The organism is Acidiferrimicrobium sp. IK (assembly GCF_025499425.1).
In the GTDB taxonomy this organism is placed as follows: Bacteria; Actinomycetota; Acidimicrobiia; order Acidimicrobiales; family Palsa-688; genus Acidiferrimicrobium.
This window is the reverse complement of record NZ_JAIMCB010000018.1, coordinates 38342-56516: the sequence shown is the minus strand read 5'-3', so window position 1 is coordinate 56516 and position 18175 is coordinate 38342. Positions and strand designations below refer to the sequence as shown.

7 protein-coding genes are annotated in these 18175 nt (G+C 74.0%); all 7 read right to left on the bottom strand.

Annotated elements, in window-relative coordinates:
- Positions 1–3 precede the first annotated feature (3 nt).
- The 7 genes from K6U06_RS21760 to K6U06_RS21730 all read right to left on the bottom strand — a co-directional run bounded on the left by K6U06_RS21760 (position 4) and on the right by K6U06_RS21730 (position 18041).
- A complete protein-coding gene (locus K6U06_RS21760; RefSeq protein WP_262324084.1) occupies positions 4–2595 on the bottom strand; it encodes a flavin-containing monooxygenase in 2592 nt (863 codons plus the stop codon).
- 91 nt (positions 2596–2686) lie between these two features.
- The gene (locus K6U06_RS21755; RefSeq protein WP_262324083.1) at positions 2687–4114 is read right to left on the bottom strand and encodes a wax ester/triacylglycerol synthase family O-acyltransferase; all 1428 of its coding nucleotides are present in this window, start codon (positions 4112–4114) and stop codon (positions 2687–2689) included.
- The gene (locus tag K6U06_RS21750; RefSeq protein ID WP_262324082.1) at positions 4111–5304 is read right to left on the bottom strand and encodes a glycosyltransferase; all 1194 of its coding nucleotides are present in this window, start codon (positions 5302–5304) and stop codon (positions 4111–4113) included. Before K6U06_RS21750 ends, K6U06_RS21755 begins: the two co-directional genes overlap by 4 nt.
- 7 nt (positions 5305–5311) lie before the next feature.
- Positions 5312–6142: an alpha/beta fold hydrolase gene (locus tag K6U06_RS21745; RefSeq protein WP_262324081.1), complete on the bottom strand. Its 831-nt coding sequence runs from the start codon at positions 6140–6142 to the stop codon at positions 5312–5314.
- Positions 6139–6492: an acyl carrier protein gene (locus tag K6U06_RS21740; RefSeq protein ID WP_262324080.1), complete on the bottom strand. Its 354-nt coding sequence runs from the start codon at positions 6490–6492 to the stop codon at positions 6139–6141. The genes K6U06_RS21745 and K6U06_RS21740 overlap by 4 nt, the downstream gene beginning before the upstream one ends.
- Positions 6467–11080: a type I polyketide synthase gene (locus tag K6U06_RS21735; protein ID WP_262324079.1), complete on the bottom strand. Its 4614-nt coding sequence runs from the start codon at positions 11078–11080 to the stop codon at positions 6467–6469. The genes K6U06_RS21740 and K6U06_RS21735 overlap by 26 nt, the downstream gene beginning before the upstream one ends.
- A complete protein-coding gene (locus K6U06_RS21730) occupies positions 11073–18041 on the bottom strand; it encodes a type I polyketide synthase (protein WP_262324078.1) in 6969 nt (2322 codons plus the stop codon). The genes K6U06_RS21735 and K6U06_RS21730 overlap by 8 nt, the downstream gene beginning before the upstream one ends.
- Positions 18042–18175: the final 134 nt, after the last annotated feature.

Sequence of the window (18175 nt, the reverse complement as noted above, 5' to 3'; positions counted from 1 at the left end):
CGGCTACGCCCGCACCGGGGCCGGGAAGAAGCTGCGCAGCCCGGCGGACATCTCCGCCCGCACGTCCGCGCCGGAGAGGACCACGTCGACCATCGTGAGCGACGTGTGGATGTGGCCACGGGCGCGGATGTGGTGAACCTCGACGCCGGCCGCGGCCAGCGCCTCCGCGTAGGCGGTCCCCTCGTCGCGGAGCGGATCGAACTGGGCGGTGACGATCACCGCCGGCGGAAGGCCGGCCAGCTCACCGCGCAACGGCGACGCTTTTGCGGAGCTTCGATCCGCGGGGTCGGCGTAGTGGTCCCAGAACCACTGCATCAACGACGCGGTCAACACATACCCTTCCCCATTTTCTCCATATGACGGTCGGGACATGTCGGAGTCGGTGACCGGCGTGAGCAGCAGCTGGCCGGAGATCTCCGGGCCGCCGGCGTGGCGGGCCAGCTGGCAGGCGACCGCGGCGACGTTGCCGCCGGCGCTCCACCCGGCGACGGCGAGCTGGCCGGGGATCCCGCCCAACTCGGTGGCGTTGGCCGCGATCCAACGGACCGCGTCGAAGGCGTCGTTGGCGGCGGCCGGGAACCGATCCTCAGGGGCGTGGCGGTAGTTGACCGACACGACGATGGCCCCGCTGCGGGCGCACAGGTCCCGGCACAGCGGGTCGTCGGAGTCCAAGCTGCCGAGGACCCAGCCGCCGCCGTGGAAGTAGGCGACGACCGGATGGGGGCCCGGAGTCGCCGGCCGGTACAGCCGGTAGGGGAGCGACCCGGCCGGGGTGGGGAGCAGCCCGTCGGTGATCTCGCCGACTTCGGGCCCCGGCGGCCGTTCGGCCGCGGTGGCGTCCATGAAAGCCCGGGCGTCGGGCACCGGCAGCGACTCGAGCGGCGGCAGCTCCATCGACGCCATCACCTCGAGCACCATCCCGACGTCGGGCTGGATCTGGCGGATCACCCCGTCGTTACACTGCTCGACTCCCGGCCCCTGCAGGTGGAAGCCGAGGTATCCGCGCTCGACGACCTCGTCGCAAGCGGCGCGGTAGGCGTCCACGCCGAGGATGTAGGGCAGGAACACGCGGGGCTTGCCCGGGACGTTGGCCCCCATGTACCAGGAGTTGGCCAGGGGGTAGAGGGTGATCGCCGCGCAGTCGGCCACGTGCTGGTCCCAGCCGGACTCGGCCAGAGGGGTCGCCTCGATGGTGGTGTAACCCTGCCGGCGCATGTCGTCGAGGCAGGCGGTAACCCACTCGACGTGCTGCTCGATGGAGACAGCCATGTTGGACAGCACCGACGGGCTGCCGGGGCCGGTGATGGTGAAGAAGTTGGGAAACCCCACGCTGGTGAGCCCCAAGTAGGTGGAGGGGCCATCGGCCCACTTCTCGCGGAGGGTCAGGCCGTCGCGGCCGGTGATGTCGACCGCGACGATCGGGCCGGTCATGGCGTCGAAGCCGGTCGCGTACACGATGGCGTCGAACTCGAAGGACTCGTCGACGGTGTCGATCCCGGACTCGGTGACCGTCGAGATCGGGTGCTTGCGCAGGTCGACCAGGCGGACGTGGGGCAGGTTGTAGGTCTCGAAGTAGTTGGTGTCCAGGCACGGGCGTTTCGTGCCGAAAGGATGGTCCTTCGGGCAGAGGGCCTCGGCGGTCTCCGGGTCCTTGACCGTGGCCCGGATCTTGTCCCGGAGCATGTCGGCGATGATCTGGTTGGACTCCGGGTTGACGCCCTGGTCAGCGAACACGTTGAGGATGGCGAACAGCTCGCCCGCCTCCCACGCCTCCTCGAACCGCTGGCGTCGCACCTCCTCGGGGGCGCTCACACCCATGATCTCGACGACGTCTTGCGGGACGCCGCCCTTCGACCACCGGGCCGCCTCCCGGTAGGCGTCCCGGTCGGCGGCGATGGCCTCTAGGCGCTCGGCTCGCGGCGCCCCGTTGCGGGCCGGGATCGAGAAGTTTGCGGTGCGCTGGAATACGGTCAGCTGCGCGGCTTGGGCGGCGATGAGAGGGATGGACTGGATGCCCGACGAACCGGTCCCGATCACCGCGACCCGCTTGCCGGTGAAGTCGACGCCTTCGTGGGGCCAGCGGCTCGTGTAGTACGACGGGCCGGTGAACCGGGCGGCGCCCTCGATGTCGGGGGCCTTCGGCAGCGACAGGCACCCGGTGGCCATCACATAGAACCGGCACGTGACCTCACCGCCCCGGTCGGTGCGGACCCGCCACGACGAGGCTTCCTCGTCCCACGCCGCCGAGTCGACCTTGGTCGAGAAGCGGATGTCGCGCCGCAGGTCGTAGCGGTCGGCGACGAAGCGGAGATAGGCGAGGATCTCCGGCTGGGTGGCGTACTTCTCCGACCAGGTCCACTCCTTCTCCAGCTCCGGGTCGAAAGCGAAGGTGTAGTCGGTGGTCGGGATGTCGCAACGGGCGCCGGGGTAGCGGTTCCAGTACCAGGTGCCCCCGACGTCGTCGGCGACGTCGAACGCCACTGCGGTCATGCCTAAAGCCCGCAAGCGGTGGAGGAGGTACAAGCCGGAAAATCCGGCGCCGACCACCACGACGTCGACCTGCTCGGCCGTGTTGCCGTTCGCTGCGTTCGCCATCTCGAACATCCCCCCGGACGGTGGGGATGACGCGGTGTCATCCCGTTGACAGTCTGCCACCAGCGGATGGTCTGGTCGACCCGCCGGCCGTTCAGGCCGGCAGGGAGCCCGCTGCCTCCTCGACGGTGGCGCCCAGCTCGTCGACAGCGGCGCGCAGATGGGCGGCCAGGTCACCGGGACGGTCGAGGGAGTCGGAGAAGGCCAGCACGCCGACGAAGAGCCGGTCGCAGTAGTCGGTGACGCTGATGTTGACCCCGACGCCTCCGTTGGGCGGTCCGGTCAGGTACAGCTCCTCGAGCTGCTGGGATCCGAGGTGGCGCGCCTCGCGGTAGGAGCGCACGTTGGAGACGACCACGTTCCATTCGATCCGCTCGGGGTGGTCGCGCCGGAGGCGGACGCCGCGGCGCACCGCCCGTTCTGCCAGGGCGGGGGGGATCTGCTCCAGCCACCACGACATGAGCATCGGGTCGGCCATGGCGTGGAGCCGTTTGGCCTCGCCGGCGGCGGCGGCGATCGCGGCCAGGCGCGCCGCGGGGTCGGAGATGTCGGTGCGCAGCGACGTCGACAGGGCCGCGAAGCGGTTCCCGTAGGTGCGGACGGGCCCCGCCGGGTCGATGACCACCGGTACTCGGGCGACCAGCGGCCGGTCGGGTAGCGCTCCCGCGTCGAGGAGGTAGGCCCGCAGCGCGCCGGCGACCGCGGCCAACACGACGTCGTTGACCGTCACCGCAGCGCGAGACCGGATCCGGCGCACCTCCTCGAGGGGCAGGGCGACTCGAGCGACGCTCCGGGAAGCGCCGAGCCCGACGTTGAGCGGCGTCCACGGGGCGTCCTGCTTGGTGGGCGGCGGGGCAGGCGACGCCAGGCGCTCCGCGCGGATCTCGGCGACGGTCCGCCGGGTCCTGGCGACCAGCGCCGGCAGCCGGCCGACTGCGCCGGCGTGCTGGCGTGCCGCGGTGAGCAGGAGGCGCCGCCGGCTGGGGAAGGGGAGCGGCTCCCACCGACCGGGTATCCCGGGCGCGGGCGCGGCCGGCGCGTGCGGGAGCAGCTCGGCCAGGGTGGCCAGCAGCGCCCGGCCGTCCATGAGGCAGTGGTGGAAACGGAAGGCCAGCGCCTGGCGACCGTCCTCGAGGCCGTCGACGAGGGTCAGGTCCCACAGGGGCCGGTCCCTCGGCAGGCGGCGCTCGGCGCCGGCGGCGACGTAGCGATCCAGTGCCTTCGCGGTCCCTGGCGCCGGGAGGCGTTCGGCGCGGACGTGGGCCGACACGTCGAACCCGGTGTCATCGACCAGCACCGGCCGCCCCAGCCCCAACGGCACCGCCGCCAGGCGCCACCGCAACGCGGGCAGGGCCGCGAGGCGCGCCGTGACGTGGCCGCGCAGCTCATCGATCCCCATCGGGTGGCCTCCCGGTTCCGGGCAGCCCAGCACCATCAACGCCACGGAGTGCATCGGCTGGGACGGCAACTCGAGTGACAGCAGCCCCGAGTCGGTGCCCGACAGCTGGTGGCGGACTGTCATCGGCCGCTGCGGGCCGGCACGATCGCTTCGACGCGCACCGCCGCTTCGCGGGCCCCGCCGGCAGCGGCGAACGACGACGCCAGCGCCCGGGCCGACCGCCGGTACGAGGGCTCGTCCAAGACGGCGCGCACCGCGGCGGCCAGGCCGTCGGCACGGACCCGGCCGAAGCGGACCCGGACGCCCGCGCCGGCTCGTACGACCTGGTCGGCGACGATCGGCTGGTCGTCGCGGATGGGCGCCAGCACCAAGGGGACGCCCCGAGCCAGGGTCTCGCACACGGTGTTGTGCCCGGCGTGGCAGACCACTGCGTCGACGCCGCGGCGCAGCAGGTCCAGTTGCGGGACGGGGCTTCGGACCAGCCAGTTGCTCGGGGCGGCGGGGACCAGCTCGGGCGGGGCGGCGCACACGACTTGGACATCCGGCCGGTCCAGCGCGTCGGCGGCCGCCTGGAAGAACCGGCCGCCGGCGGCGGCGTTGAGCGTCCCGAGGGTCAAAAGGACGCGGCGCCGGGCCGGGTCGAGCCAATCCCACGGGAACTCATCGGTCTCGACCCGGTCCTCGATCACCGGACCGGCGAAGCACACCGGGGCCGGCCACGTGAAGCGGGGTCCGACCAGCTCCGGCGTGGTGTAGGCCACGGTGAGCAGCGGGGAGCGGCGCAGGTCGGTGTCGGCGGCCACGTCGGCGGCGACACCGGCGCCGACCTGCAGGGCGGTCAGCTCGTCGGCGATCCAACGCCCGACCAGCGGGACGCTGGCGAAGGGGTCGGCCATCTCCGCCGACGTGGTGGCGGAGGTGACCCACGGCAGACCGGCGCGCAGCGCGCCCAGCGCCCCGGCGAGTGCCTGCTGGTCGGCGATCACCACGTCGGGGTCGTGCCCCTCGATGGCGCGGGTGACGCCCGGGAGCATGGCCCGGGCTAGGGGGAGAAGGACGTCCTCCCACAGCGATTTGAGGGCTACGACGCCGCGCTGGCCGGCGCCTCGGCGCAGCCCGGCGTCGAGGCTGTTGCGGTCGATCTCGGGGTTGGTGTCATACAGCGCCTGGCCGGGCGCCAGCCGGGGGGCCACGCCGGCCGCCGGCCCGGCCCACGCCACGTGGTGGCCTCGCCGGGCCAGCTCCGCGCCGAGGGTGACAGTCGGGTAGACGTGGCCGGCGAGCGGTGGCACGACGATGAGGACGCGGGCCATCGGCGGTTCATCCCCCCAGTGCCGCAGCGGTGACCCACTCGACGGCGATGTCGCGGACCTGGGCCGGGACGTCTTGGAGCAGGCGGTGCTCGGCGCCGGCGACTAGGTGCAGGCGGGCGTCGGGGAGCAGGCGCTCCAGGTCGTGGCCTCGCTCCACGATGTCGGAGCGCTCCCCGTACACCGCGGTGACCGGGCAGGACATCGCAGTGAGGGCGGCCAGCGGGAACGGCTGCTCCGCTTGCAGGTCCTCGATGATGGACGTGCTCCGGGCGAGAAGGTTCGCCCGCGCGGCCATCCGCTTCAATTTGCGCCCCACAGTGCCGTCCATGCCGTTGTCGGCCAGCCACTTGCGGGTGCTGTCGTCGTCTAGTCCGTAGGTGGCCAGACTGACGGTTCCGGCCATCTGCGTCGCCCATCCCTCGACGGGGAAGTGAGCCTCGAGCAGGAGCATCGACGCGACCAGCTCGGGGCGTAGGCGGGCGGTCTCCAGGGCGATCAGACCGCCGTAGCTGCTGCCCACGAGGTGCACCGGCTCGTCGATCTCCCACGCCTCGAGCAGCCCGAGCAGGTCGGCGATGTGGTCGCCGAGGTGGTAGGAGCGCTGCGGGATGCTGGAGAGGCCGTGGCCTCGAAGGTCGTAGAGGTACACGTCGGCGTGCACTGCCACCGCGTTGGCGATGGTGAAGTAGAAGCTCGACAGGTTGTCCACGACCAGCCCGTGGATCATCACCACCTTGGGCCGTCCGGAGGCGCCCGAGCCGAGGCGCAGCACGTGCAGCCGCTGGCCGTTGACCTGGAGGTGGTGGTCGGCGGCAACGGGGACGGCCAGCGGCGTCACGCCGGTGCCACCACGAAGTCCACCAGATCCCCGACGGTGAGGGCGATGATCTCGTCGAGTTCCATCGACGCCATCCAGCCCACGAAGTCGACTTCCGCTCCGTAGCGGGCCATGAGCTGCTCGGAGAGGGCCACGAACTCGATGCTCTCCACCTCGAGGTCCTCCTGGAACGATGTGTCGTCGCCGATGTCGATCCCGACCAGCTCGTCGGGGCCGATGACCTCGGTGATCATCGCGACCACGTCAGAGAGGACTCGGTCCCGCTCGCCGGTCCGGCTCTGGACGCTGGCGCGGTCAGGGGTGCCGGCCGGGCGGGCGGCGGCGTCAGGGGTGGTTGACGGTCCAGGCAACGACGTACTCCTTTGTCGGGTTGGGGTCGCCGGCTCGGTCGCCGGCCGGGCTCTGGGGTTCGAGTCGGAGGCGGCGGGTGGCGACCCACTGCGCTCCGACGCGGTAGCGGTCGCCGCGGCGCTCCTCGACAGCCCAGGATCTGGGCCGCCCGGCCAGGCCGCTGCCCGCCGCCTTCGCCGCGGCTTCCTTGACGGTCCACAGCGTGGTCAGTCGCTCGTCGCGGGTCCCGCTCATCGCGTCGAGGACGGCCCGCTCGCCTGGGCCGAGGAGCTGGTCGGCGAAGTGGTCGGAGCGGGTCGCGACCGCTTCCACGTCGATGCCGACGTGGGTCCCCTTCCCGGCGAGAGCGACGCCGACCCCGTCGCTGTGGGCGACCGACACCGTGGTGTCGGCGTCGACGGCTCCGAGGGCGAAGGGGCGACCGGACTGGTCGTTGGACACCGTGATCTCGGCCGGGAAGATCGGGCCTGCCCCCCGCCGCCACCGCTGGTGGCGGAGCAGGTCTTTGAGCGCCACCCGCCCGAGGAGCGTCGCTCGCTGCGACCTCGGGTTGCGCCGGGCGTAGGCCGCTCGCTCTGGCGCGTTGAGGTAGCGGCGCATGATCATCTCGCGGCTGGCCGGGTCGAGCCAGCTTTCCTGGGCCCACGCCCAACCGTCGGTGGTGATCTCGGCGACTAGGTGGTCCTGCGGTGAGCGGATCAGCTCGAACACCGGGTTGGTGGTGTCGAAGCGCCGCTCGGCCCACCCGGCGATGCGGGCCCACAGGCCGTCGGGGCCGATCAGCTCCAGGTCGGCGACGACCCGGTCGTCCTCGACGGCGGTGACGTGGGCCCGGCAGCGGACCGCGGCGCCGGTCGGCGGCCGCGGCGAGTAGAAGGCGATCCGGTCGATGGTGGTGGGCAGGACCGTCCGGCGTTCGTCGAGGGCCAGCGCCACCCACAGTCCGAGCACCTGGCCGGCGTTGTCGAGCAGGGCGCCGGGAGCGCGAAGGGCGCGCACGGTCCCGTCGATGCCGGTGGGATCCCATCCGGGGATGTCCTCGATGCCCTGGTAGGCGGGGCCGTGGAACAGCCAGCGCTCGGCGTAGATCGCGGCGGGCGGCCACGGGAGGGCGCCGCGGCGCGAGGGCCTCGGGTCGGGCGGAACGGCCGGCGGGTAGGCCGGAGCCATCAGAACCGTGGCTCGGGCGTGGCCGTCGATGGCCGTGCGGACCCGGACCACCCCGTCGCCTCGGTCGTCGGCGACCACGCTGGCTCTTACCGTGGTCTCGGTGGCCGGGGCCACGACCAGCCAGCGCATGGCCCGCACGTCCTCGAGGCCGACGGGCGTCAGCTCTGGTCGCAGCTCCGCGGCCAGGTCGACGAACCGCTCGATCATGGCGGTCAGCGGGACGATGGGGAAGCGGTCGCTCTGGTCGGGCCACCCGTCGGGCTGGTTGAAGATGGCGTGGTCGGCCCACGCCGGCTGGGCTCCTAGGTCGTAGCGCTCGGCGTAGGCCAGCTCCCGCCGCCCGCCCGCGGCTGGCCAGGCCGCAGCCCGGCTTTCCGCAGGCGCCGCCGCGACCGGGTCTCCCGTCGCGGCGTGGCCTCTTGGCGGTCGGGGCGCCGGCGCGGGCCGTCGGGCCGGCCGCCGATCCCACTGCTCCACGACGGTGCTCGCCGCTGCGGCGGCCTCCTGGACGGTGGCGTGGAACGCGGCGAGGATCGGCGGAGCAGCGGCTGCTCTTGCAACCGGCTCGCCGGCTGCTCCGGCAGCCGGCTTGGCGCCGGGCGACCCCGTCCTCCCGGCGGGGATCGCCGTGGGGAGGGCGGCGCCGCCTGGCAGCGGTGTCAGGTCGTGGACCAGGCCCCGGCCCAGGCGCAACCTTCGCCGGGTCCCGGTCGCCGCCTGCCCGGTCCCGGCCGGGTGAGGGGCCCGGACCTGGCCGATCGCGCTGCTCGCTTCGGGGGCCAGGCGTTGCACCGCGTCGGGGCGCACGTCGACGCCGGCGGACCACAGCGCGGCGGCGGCCCGGCGCAGCTGCGCCAGCCCGTCGCGTTTAGGGCTGTGGGCGGCCACCGCGAGGTGCGGGCGGTCGCCCAGGATGTCACCCACGAAGCCGACCAGGCTGCCGACGCCGACCTCGACGAAGACCCGGGTGCCGTGGTCGTGGAGGCGTTCCACCAGCGACCGCCAGCCGACCGGCTTGGTCATGTGCTCGATGGTCAACGCCCGCACCGCGGCGGGGTCGGTCGGGTAGGGAGCGCCGGTCGTGGCCGACCACACCGGCACCGACGGGGGCCGGATCGGGAGGCCGCCGAACAGCTCACGCATCCCGTCCAGGTACGGCTCGAACATCGGCGTGTGGAACCCGGAGCGGAACGGGAGCTGCTGGGCCAGTACCCGCTGGCTGCCGGCTCGCGCCGTGACCTCGGCCACCGCGGTGTCGGTGCCGCACACCACCGACTGGTGGGGGCAGTTGTCGTGCGACACGACCACGTCGGCGACCCCGGCGATGAGCTCGGCGGCGGTCTCCGCCGGGCAGCCGAGGGCCAGGAAGGCGACGTCGGGATGGCGCAGGCGTCCCGGGGTGAGCTGGTCGAGCAGAGGTTCGAGGGCCTCGATCGGCGTCATCCCGGCGGCGATCTGCGCCGTCCACTCGCCGACGCTGTGACCGGCGACGAGGTCGGGGCGTACGCCGAGGCGGTCGAGGGCCAGATGCAGCAGCCTGCCGGCGTCGATGACCGCCGGCCCGAGCACCTCGATACGGTCGGATCCGCCGACGATCCGCCGGCCGTCGAAGTCCAGGGCCGACGCCACGTCATCGAGGCGGGGAGCGAAGTCGGGCTCGAGGCCGGGGAAGAGGAAAGCCACCTGTCCGCCGCCGCTCCCGGCCAGCGGCTCCGGCTGGAACCACACGTCGTTGCGACCCGCGAAGGGGCGGCCCCCCGACGCGATGCTCCCGGCCAGCGCCAAACGTTTCGGGGTGGGGGCCACGATCGCCAGCCGGCACGGGCCGTTCAGGTCGTCCGTGGGCTCGGAGAGGATCCGTGGGCCGGCCGGCGCGGCGTCGAAGCTCAGGAGGTCGGACGCCGCGAGCCGGCTCAGGCGGGCGGCAACGTGCGAGGCGTCGCTTCCCGACGCCAGCAGCACCTGCTCGTCGGCCTGCCCGCTTCTCCGCGGCGGGCGCCGCCGGGACGGCACCCGGCCGGTGGAAGGCAGGTGCTCCTCCAGCACGACGTGGGCGTTGATCCCCCCGAAGCCGAACGCGTCGACACCAGCCACCAGCGGGGATACGGCCGTCCACGGCTCGGCGGAGCCGACCAAACGGAAACGGGTCTCGTCGACGAGAGGGCTCGGCTGCTCGGCGTGCAGGGTCGGTGGCAGCCGACCGGACCACACCGCCAGGGCGGCCTTGACGATCCCAGCCGCGCCGGCGGCCGGCATGGCGTGGCCGATCATCGACTTGACCGACCCGAGCCCGGCCCGCTCGCCGTCGGGGCCCCCGAACACCCGTTGCAGGGTGCGTAGCTCCACGCTGTCGCCGGTCGGGGTGCCCGTGCCGTGGGCCTCGATCAGACCGACGCTCGCCGGGTCCAGCCCGGCGCGCCGCCAGGCCCGCTCCACCGCCAGGACCTGACCGTCGGAGCTCGGGCTCATCAAGCTGGTGGCCTTCCCGTCGCTGGCCACCCCGGCCCCCCGGATCACCGCGTACACCCGGTCCCCTTCGGCTTCCGCGTCGGCCAGTCGCTTGAGGACCAGCAAGGCGGTGCCCTCCCCGATCAGCAGGCCGTCGGCGCGCCGGTCGAACGCCCGCACCTGCGCCTGACGGGAGATGGCGCCGAGCTGGGTGAACACGCTCCAAAGCGTCAGGTCGTGGCAGTGGTGCACCCCGCCGGCGATGACCACGTCACAGCGACGCGACGCGAGCTGGTCCATTGCCTGGTCCACTGCGATCAGCGAGCTGGCGCACGCCGCGTCAACGGTGTGGGACGGCCCTCGCAGGTCCAACCGGTTCGAGATGCGCGAAGCCGTGAGGTTGGGTACCAGGTCGATCGCCGACTCAGGGCGGTCGGGGCCCAGACGGGCCACGAACTCGGCCTTGACCGCGTTCAGCTGGTCGTCGCCGAGGGCCGGGAGCAGCGACCTCAGCGAAACGACGAGCTGCTCGGCGGTGTGGACCCGCTGCTCCAGGCGGCGCACGCCGCTGCCGGTGTACCCGCCGCGCCCGACGATCACGCCGACGCGTTCGGGGGCGACCCGGCGGTGCGGGTCGCCGGCGTCGGCGAGCGCTCGGGCGGCGACGGCCAACGCCAGCAGCTGGTCGGGTTCGGCCCCCTCCACCGCCGTCGGCATGATGCCGAACGCCGCGGGGTCGAAGTCGGCGACGTCGTCGACGAAGCCGCCCCGCCGGCAGTAGAAGCGGTCCGGCCCGCTTCGATCCGGGTCGTAGAAGAGCGGGTCCCACCGTCCGGGCGGCACGTCGCTGATCGCGTCGACGCCCGCGAACAAGTTGCCGGCGAACGTATCGAGGTCCGGGGCGCCGGGCAGGACACAGGCCATGCCGACGATGGCGACCGCCTCGGCGGGGAGAGCCGGGTCAGCCAAGGCGAGCAGCCTGCAGGTGGCCGCCGGGTCCCTCGGATGCGCCCGCCGGAGGCGCTGCGCCCGACGCCTGGGACGGCAGCGGGCCGGCCATGGCGATCATCTGGCAGGGCGCGGCGTCAGGGTCGGCCATCACGTCGAGCACCACCGAGACGCCTTCGTCGACGCCGAGCAGGTCGATGCCCCGCCGGGCGTACTCCCGGGCGAGGGGTCCTGTCACCATGCCGGCGTCTCGCCACGGTCCCCAGTCGATGGACACGACGCGGCGGTCCTCGACGCCGTCGTAGGCCCACGCCAAGGTGTCGAGGGCGTGGTTGGCGGCCGCGTAGTCGACCTGACCGCGGTTGCCCCACACCCCGCTGACCGAGCCGAACAGCACCAGCACCCCGGGCCCTGGCCGCAAGCAGCGCAGCAGTGCCCGGGCCGCGCCGACCTTGGTCGCCCATACCGAGGCGAAGCTCTCCGCGGTCTTGTCGGCGATCAGGCGGTCGTCGATGATCCCCGCGCCGTGGACGACCGCGTCGATGCGCCCGTGCCGGGCGTAGACGTCGTCCACCACGGCCGCGAGGGCGAGCTCGTCGGTGACGTCGAGCGCGTGGTACCTGACCGCGGCGCCTGCCGCCGTCAGGTCGCGAACGGTCTGGCGGGCTTCCCGGGAGGCGAGGACCGCCCGGGCCGCCGCGTCGATGTGCGCGGGCTGGGAGTGGTGGCCGAGTTCGGCGATGCGGCGGCGCAGCGCGTTCAGGTCGTCGGCGCCGGCCAGTCGGGGATCCTCGTCCCCGTCGAGGCGGGTGCGGCCGGCCAGCTCGATGCGGCTGCCGAAGCGGGAATGTAGGGCCCGGGCCACGGCGGCGGTGATGCCCCGGGCGCCGCCGGTTAGCAGCACGACCGAGTCCGGCCCGAGGGCCTCTCGCTGCTCGCTCCCGGCCGGGGCCGGCACCGCGGCGATCCGCACACCGATGCGGCGGGCACCCCGACGCCCCACGTCCACCGCGGGGTGGCCGTCGCGCAGCTCCTCGAGCACCAGCCGCGCCGCGGCCGCCGGATCGGCGGAGACGAGCTCGCCGTCGAGGTCGAGGACGCGGGCGCGCAGTCCCGCCCGCTCGATGGCCGCGACCTTCACCACTCCGGCCAGGCCGGCCGGATGGCGGACCTCCGAGACGCGGGCATCGGATCCCGGGCGTTCCTCGGCGACCATCCCTCCGTCGACGGTGACCGCCAACCACCGGCTCGCGGTCCCGCCCAGCGCGGCCTGCCACAACGGGAACGACCAAAGCGCGTCGCCTCCGGCGCCGGGCTCCGCCGCGGCCAGGTAGACCACGATGTCGGCGCCGGCCAGCGCGTCGCGCAGTTCCGGGTCGAGGGGCTGGTGGGGCGGGTGGCATCTCACCGTGCTCACCGACGTGCCGGCCTCGCGCAGCTCCGCCTCGGTCGCGTCGGCCAGCGGGAAGCCGTCGCGAACGACGATCACCACCTCTTGCCCCGCCACTTCCAGTTCCGTCGAGGCCGGCGGGAGGTCCTCCCTCTCCACCACGAAACGACCGGCGGCTGCGCTCGGGTTGCCATCTTGAGCGCCTTCGGCCCGGTCGGCGGCACCGGGCTCGGCCGCACGGTCGGCGGCTCCGGGCTCGGTCTCCGGGGGGCGATGATCGGTAAGCCACTGGGCGACGCCGCGGAGGGTGGTGATGCGGGCCACCTCTTCGACGAGGGTGTCATCGTCGGCGGCCGCGATGCCAGCGCGGTCCATCACCTCGGAGAGGATCTCGAGGCGCTTGATCGAGTCGATCGACAGGTCCGCCTCGAGGTCGGCGTCGAGGTCGAGCATGGCGGGCGGGTAGCCGGTCCGCTCGCTGACGATCCGGGTGAGCAGCCCGGCCGGGTCGGCGCCTCCATCGGGTGGGGCCGCGCCGGCTCCAGCGCCGGCGACCGGGACCGGCCCCGCCGAGGCGCCAGGCGCCGCGCTCCCGACCGGCTCACCGGGAGCGGCGCCGCCGGCCAGCGGCACGGCGAGACCTCCGCCGCCGGGCCCTGCCGCTTCAGCCGTCGCTGGCACGTCGGTCACCGGCGCCGTCTCCCCCAGGTAGCGGAGCATGACGTCTCGCTGGGCGGCGATCGCGTCCTGCATCGACTTCAGGTACCCGAGGACGGCGGCGTCGCGCTGGTCGGGAGCCGCCGTGGCAGCGCCGCCCGGCGCTGCCACCGAGGGCACCGTGTCCGCCGGCTGCAGTCCGCCGGCCACGACCGTCCCGTCACCGCCGCGGACCAGGTGGCCGTCGACGCTCCACCCCGCGGCGGGCAGCGGCAGCGAGGCCAGGTCGACCGGGGCCGCCCGCCCGGCGAAGAGCGCTTCGGTGTCGAGCTCCACGCCGGTGGTCGCCATCCGGGCGCAGGCCAGCAGCAGCCGGGTGATCCCGTTCTCGCCGGCGACGTCGCTGGCGACCACCACATGGGGCCGCTCGCCGAGGATGGCCCCGACGAGGTGGCTGAGGACCCGCCCCGGTCCGACCTCGACGAAAGTTCGGATCCCGCTGGCGTAGAGGGCCTCGACCTGCTCGACCCAGCGCACCGGTGAGGCGATGCCCTCGGCTAGGAGCGTCCGGCTGGCGTCGGGATCGGGCGGGTACGGCGCCGCGGACGACCCGGCGATCACCGGCAGCGCCGGCGAGGAGAAGGGCACGTCGCGCAGGTCGCAGAGGAACTGGGCGGCGCCCCCCGACACCAGCGGGCTGTGGAAGGCGCACGCCACGGCCAAGGGGCGGACCCCGACCTTGCGGGCCGAGAGGGCCTCGACGGCGGCGCCCACCGCGGCGGTCGGCCCGGAGATGACCGACTGGCGGGGGCTGTTGTGGTTGGCCACCACGACGTCGCTGTCGCCGAGCATCTCCCGCACCTCGTCGGCGCCCAAGCTCACCGCCGCCATCGTCCCCGGGTCGTCGCCGAGGGCGGCGGCAGCCGCGGTCATCGCCGCGGCCCTGGCCGCGCTGAGCTGCACGAGCGCGGCCAGGTCGAAGCAGCCGGCGGCGGCCAGCGCCGGCAGCTCGCCGTAGCTGTGGCCGGCGACCGCGTCGGGCCGCACCCCCAACCGGTCCCAGATCGCGGTCATCGCGGCGGCGGCGATGCCGAGGGACGGCTGGGCGTTGTCGGTGGCGGTGATCCTGGCGATCTGCGCAGCCCGCTGCTCGTCGGTGTAGGCGCCAGGCGGGAACATGACTTCCTGCCACGGAGCCCCGGCGGCGAGGATCGGCGCCAACCACGGGAAGGCGACCAGCACGTCAGCGAGCATGTTGGGCCGCTGGCTGCCCTGCCCCGGGAACAAGAACGCCACCCCGCCGCCGGCCTGCTCGTCGGCGACGTACACGCCGCCCGGGTCGGCGCGGCCCGCGGCGGCGGCGCGCAGCCGCTCGGCCAGATCGGACCAGTCCCGAGCGACCACGGCCAGCTGCGCCGGCTGGAGGCCGGCGCCTGGCTCGTCCGCACCAGCGCAGACCGTGTAGGCCAGGTCCCTCAGGCGGTGGCGGGCGCCGGCGGGGTCGGCGGCGCCAACACGCTCCGCCAGGTCGGCCAGGCGCCCGGCCCGGGCCTTGGCGTCCGCCATGGTCGCGGCCCGGATGATCACCAGCTCACAAGGCCACGGTCCGACGCCGTGCGCGGGTCGGTCGGCGTCGGGAGCCGCCGAGATCACCGCGTGGAAGTTGGTCCCGCCGAACCCGAAGGCGCTGACCGCGGCGTGGCGCTCCGCTTGCGGCCACGGCTGGGCGGCGGCCAGGAAGCGGAACGGGCTTCGCTCCGGGTCGTAGGCGGCGTGCGGCGCCGCGATGTGCAGCGTCGGGGGCAGCACCCCGTGGTAGACGGAACGGGCCACCTTGACCAGCCCGACCAGGCCGGCGGCGCACTTGGTGTGACCTACTTGGGACTTGACCGAGCCGAGCACCACTCCCGACGGAGCCGCCCCGTGGTCGCCGAAGGTCTCGGTGAGGGTCGCCAACTCGGTGCGGTCACCGACCGCGGTGCCGGTGCCGTGGGCCTCGACCAGCCCGACCTGATCGGGGCCGTAACCGGCCTGGGCGTACGCTCGCCGCACGGCCAGCTGCTGGCCTTCCTTGCGAGGGGCGGTCAGTCCCAGGTGGCGGCCGTCGCTCGACCCGCCGACGGCGTCGATGACCGCGTAGACCCGGTCGCCGTCGCGCTCCGCGTCCGCCCGTCGTTTGAGGACCACGCAGGCCACCGCCTCGCCGAGCGCGATGCCGTCGGAGCTGGCGTCGAACGGGCGGGACCGACCGGTGGGGGACAGCGCCCGCACCGAGGAGAACAGGAGGTAGTCGTTGATGCCGTTGTGGAGGTCGGCTCCGCCGCAGAGGACCATGTCACTGCCGCCGGCCGCCAGCTCCTTGCAGGCGGCGTCGAGCGCGGCGAGCGCCGACGCGCAGGCGGCGTCGACGGTGTAGTTGACGCCGCCCAGATCCAGGCGGTTGGCGATCCGCCCGGCGATCACGTTGGTCAAGACGCCGGGGAACGAGTCCTCGCTGTAGACGGGGAGGTGCTCCTCCAGCTCGGGGGGCAGGACCCCGAGGTACTGGTCGGCGAGCACCCGGAAGTTGTAGGCGCATTGCAGGTCGGTGCCTCCTTCCCCCCCGAAGATGACCGACGTCCGCTCCCGGGGGAAGGGGCGGTGGGCGTAGCCGGCGTCGGCCAGCGCCGCGTCGGCGACTTTGAGGGCCAGCAGCTGCACCGGCTCGATCGCGTTTAGCGACGACGGCGGGATCCCGTAGGCGAGGGGATCGAAGTCGACCGCGGGGATGAAGCCGCCCCAGCGCGACGGCGTCCGCCGGCCTGCGAGCGCCGGGTCGGGATCGAAGTACCGCCCGGTGTCCCACCGGGCCGCGGGGACCTCGCTGACCGCGTCGCGCCCGGCGACGACATCGGCCCAGAACGTCTCGACATCCGAGGCTTGGGGAAACACCCCGGCCATGCCGACGATGGCGATGTCGAGGGGGGAAGGCCCCCGGCGGGCGACGGCCGGGACCGGCGCCGCCGCGACCCGCTCAACCAGCTCGGCCCCCCCGGAGGTCACCTCTTCGTGGAGCGCGGCGATCGTCGTGGGTTCGCTTCGCAGCGCGGCGACCTGGCCGATCATGAACATGCCTTCCGCGGCGGCCGTCGCGTCGTCGACCGCGGTCGTCCCGCCAGCGGTCCGGGCGAGCCCCTTGCTGGCCAGCCGGAGCCGGCCCAAGTTGAGCTCCTCCAGCTCGGCCCACATGGCGGCGGCGTCGGTCCCCGCCGCGATGAGCTCCTCCTTGCGGCGCTGGAAGGTCGCCACGTAGGGGCTGTCGACGCAGCGGGTCGCGTGCCCGGGCGACGTCTCGAGCAGGACCGTGTCGCGACAGCCGAGCGCGGCTTGCTGGTAGCCGCTGGTGATCGCGCCCCCCTCGACGGCCTCCGCCGTGAACAGGTAGGCGCTCCCCATCAGCACCCCGACCGCGGCGCCGGCGCCGGCGAGGGGCCCGAGGACGGTCGCGGCCATGGCGGAGGAGGTCGCGTCGTGGATGCCCCCCGCGAGGAGGACCTCCACCTCGGCCAGGTCACCGTGGCGGCGAAGGACCTCCGCCTGCGCCTCCCAAAGCGACAGGCTGGTGCGGGGACCGACGTGCCCACCGCACTCGCGTCCTTCGAACACGAAGCGCCGGGCGCCCTGGGCCAGGAACTGCTCGAGCAGCCCCGGCGAGGGAACATGGATGAACGTGGCGATGCCGTCGTCCTCGAGGCTGCGGGCCTGGGCCGGCCGCCCCCCGGCGATCAGGGCCAGCGGCGGGCGCAGCTCCCGGACCACCTCCAGCTGCGCGGCGCGAACCTCAGGGGGGACGAATCCGAGGATGCCGACGCCCCATGGGCGCCCGCCGAGCGCCGCGGCGGTCTCGGTCAGCAGGCTGCGGGTGTCCCCGCCGCTCAGCAGGGCGAGAGCGACGAAGGGCAGGCCGCCGTCGTCGGCGACGGCGGCGGCGAACGCCGCCCGGTCGCTGACCCTGGTCATCGGCCCCTGCGCCACCCCGTAGCGCAGGCCGTGACGGCCGGCCAGGGCGTTACCGGGGGCCAAAGGACGGTGGTGGCGGGCCGCGGCGAGGCTGCGCTCGGTGCAGTCCCGCATGGCGGCAACCACGCCGGCGACGGTGCGCCACTGCTCGGCCATCCGGGCGGCGAGAGCGGTGTCGGGCCCGGCCGGCACCAGGTCCCGGCGCACGTCCGTGCCGATCCGGGCCACGACCTCGCCTTCCGAAAGCTCCCCGGGTCCCCGGCGCAGCAGCGCGGCGGGCGAACCGGGCCGGGCCCACACCTGCCACCCGCCCAGCGTGGCGGTCTCGCTGCCGTCCATCGCGGCGATGGCGGCCGCGGTGGCCGCCGGCGGGCGGACCTCTTCGAGCAGCGCCAGCGCGTCGGAGAGCACGAAGCCGGTCGCCCCCGCGGCGCGAGCCACGCCCGCAGTGTGGGGGCCGACCCCGCTCGCCAGCCACCACGGGGCGCCCAGGCGGGCGATCTGCTGAGCCAGGACGAACCCTTCGCTTTTTCCCGCACGGCCACCGGCCTCGCAGCCTTTGGCCCACAAGCCTTCGGCGCCGGCGGCCAGCGCCTCGCGTCCCTCCTCCAGCGACGTCACCTCGACCAGGACCCGTCGGCCCGACCAGATCGCCACCTCGTCGGGCGTCGGGGACCGGCCGGCCAGGACCACCGTCTGGGCGGTCTCAGGCAGCTCGACGGTCTGGCCGGGCGCCACTCGGACGGCCCAAGCGCCCGCGACCCGCGCTGCGACCTTGTCGACGGCCTCCGCCCAGAGACGGTCGGGGCAGCCGGGCCGGCCGGCGCCGGCCAGGTCCAGCACGCCGGTGGCACCGGCGCGTGCCGCGGCCACGACCAAGCGGTGGTTGGGGCGCCCGAACGGGTCGACTGCGAGGATGTCGTCTGGTCCTGGCATCGGTCCTCCTCTTGCCCAGAGGCTGTGGCTGGCCCCACCCGGGCCCGCCGGCCGGCTGCGTGCCTGGGCGGTTTGTCCCTTACGTTCTAGCCGACGCGGATGAACGTGGCGTTACCGACAGTGGTCAGATGGAC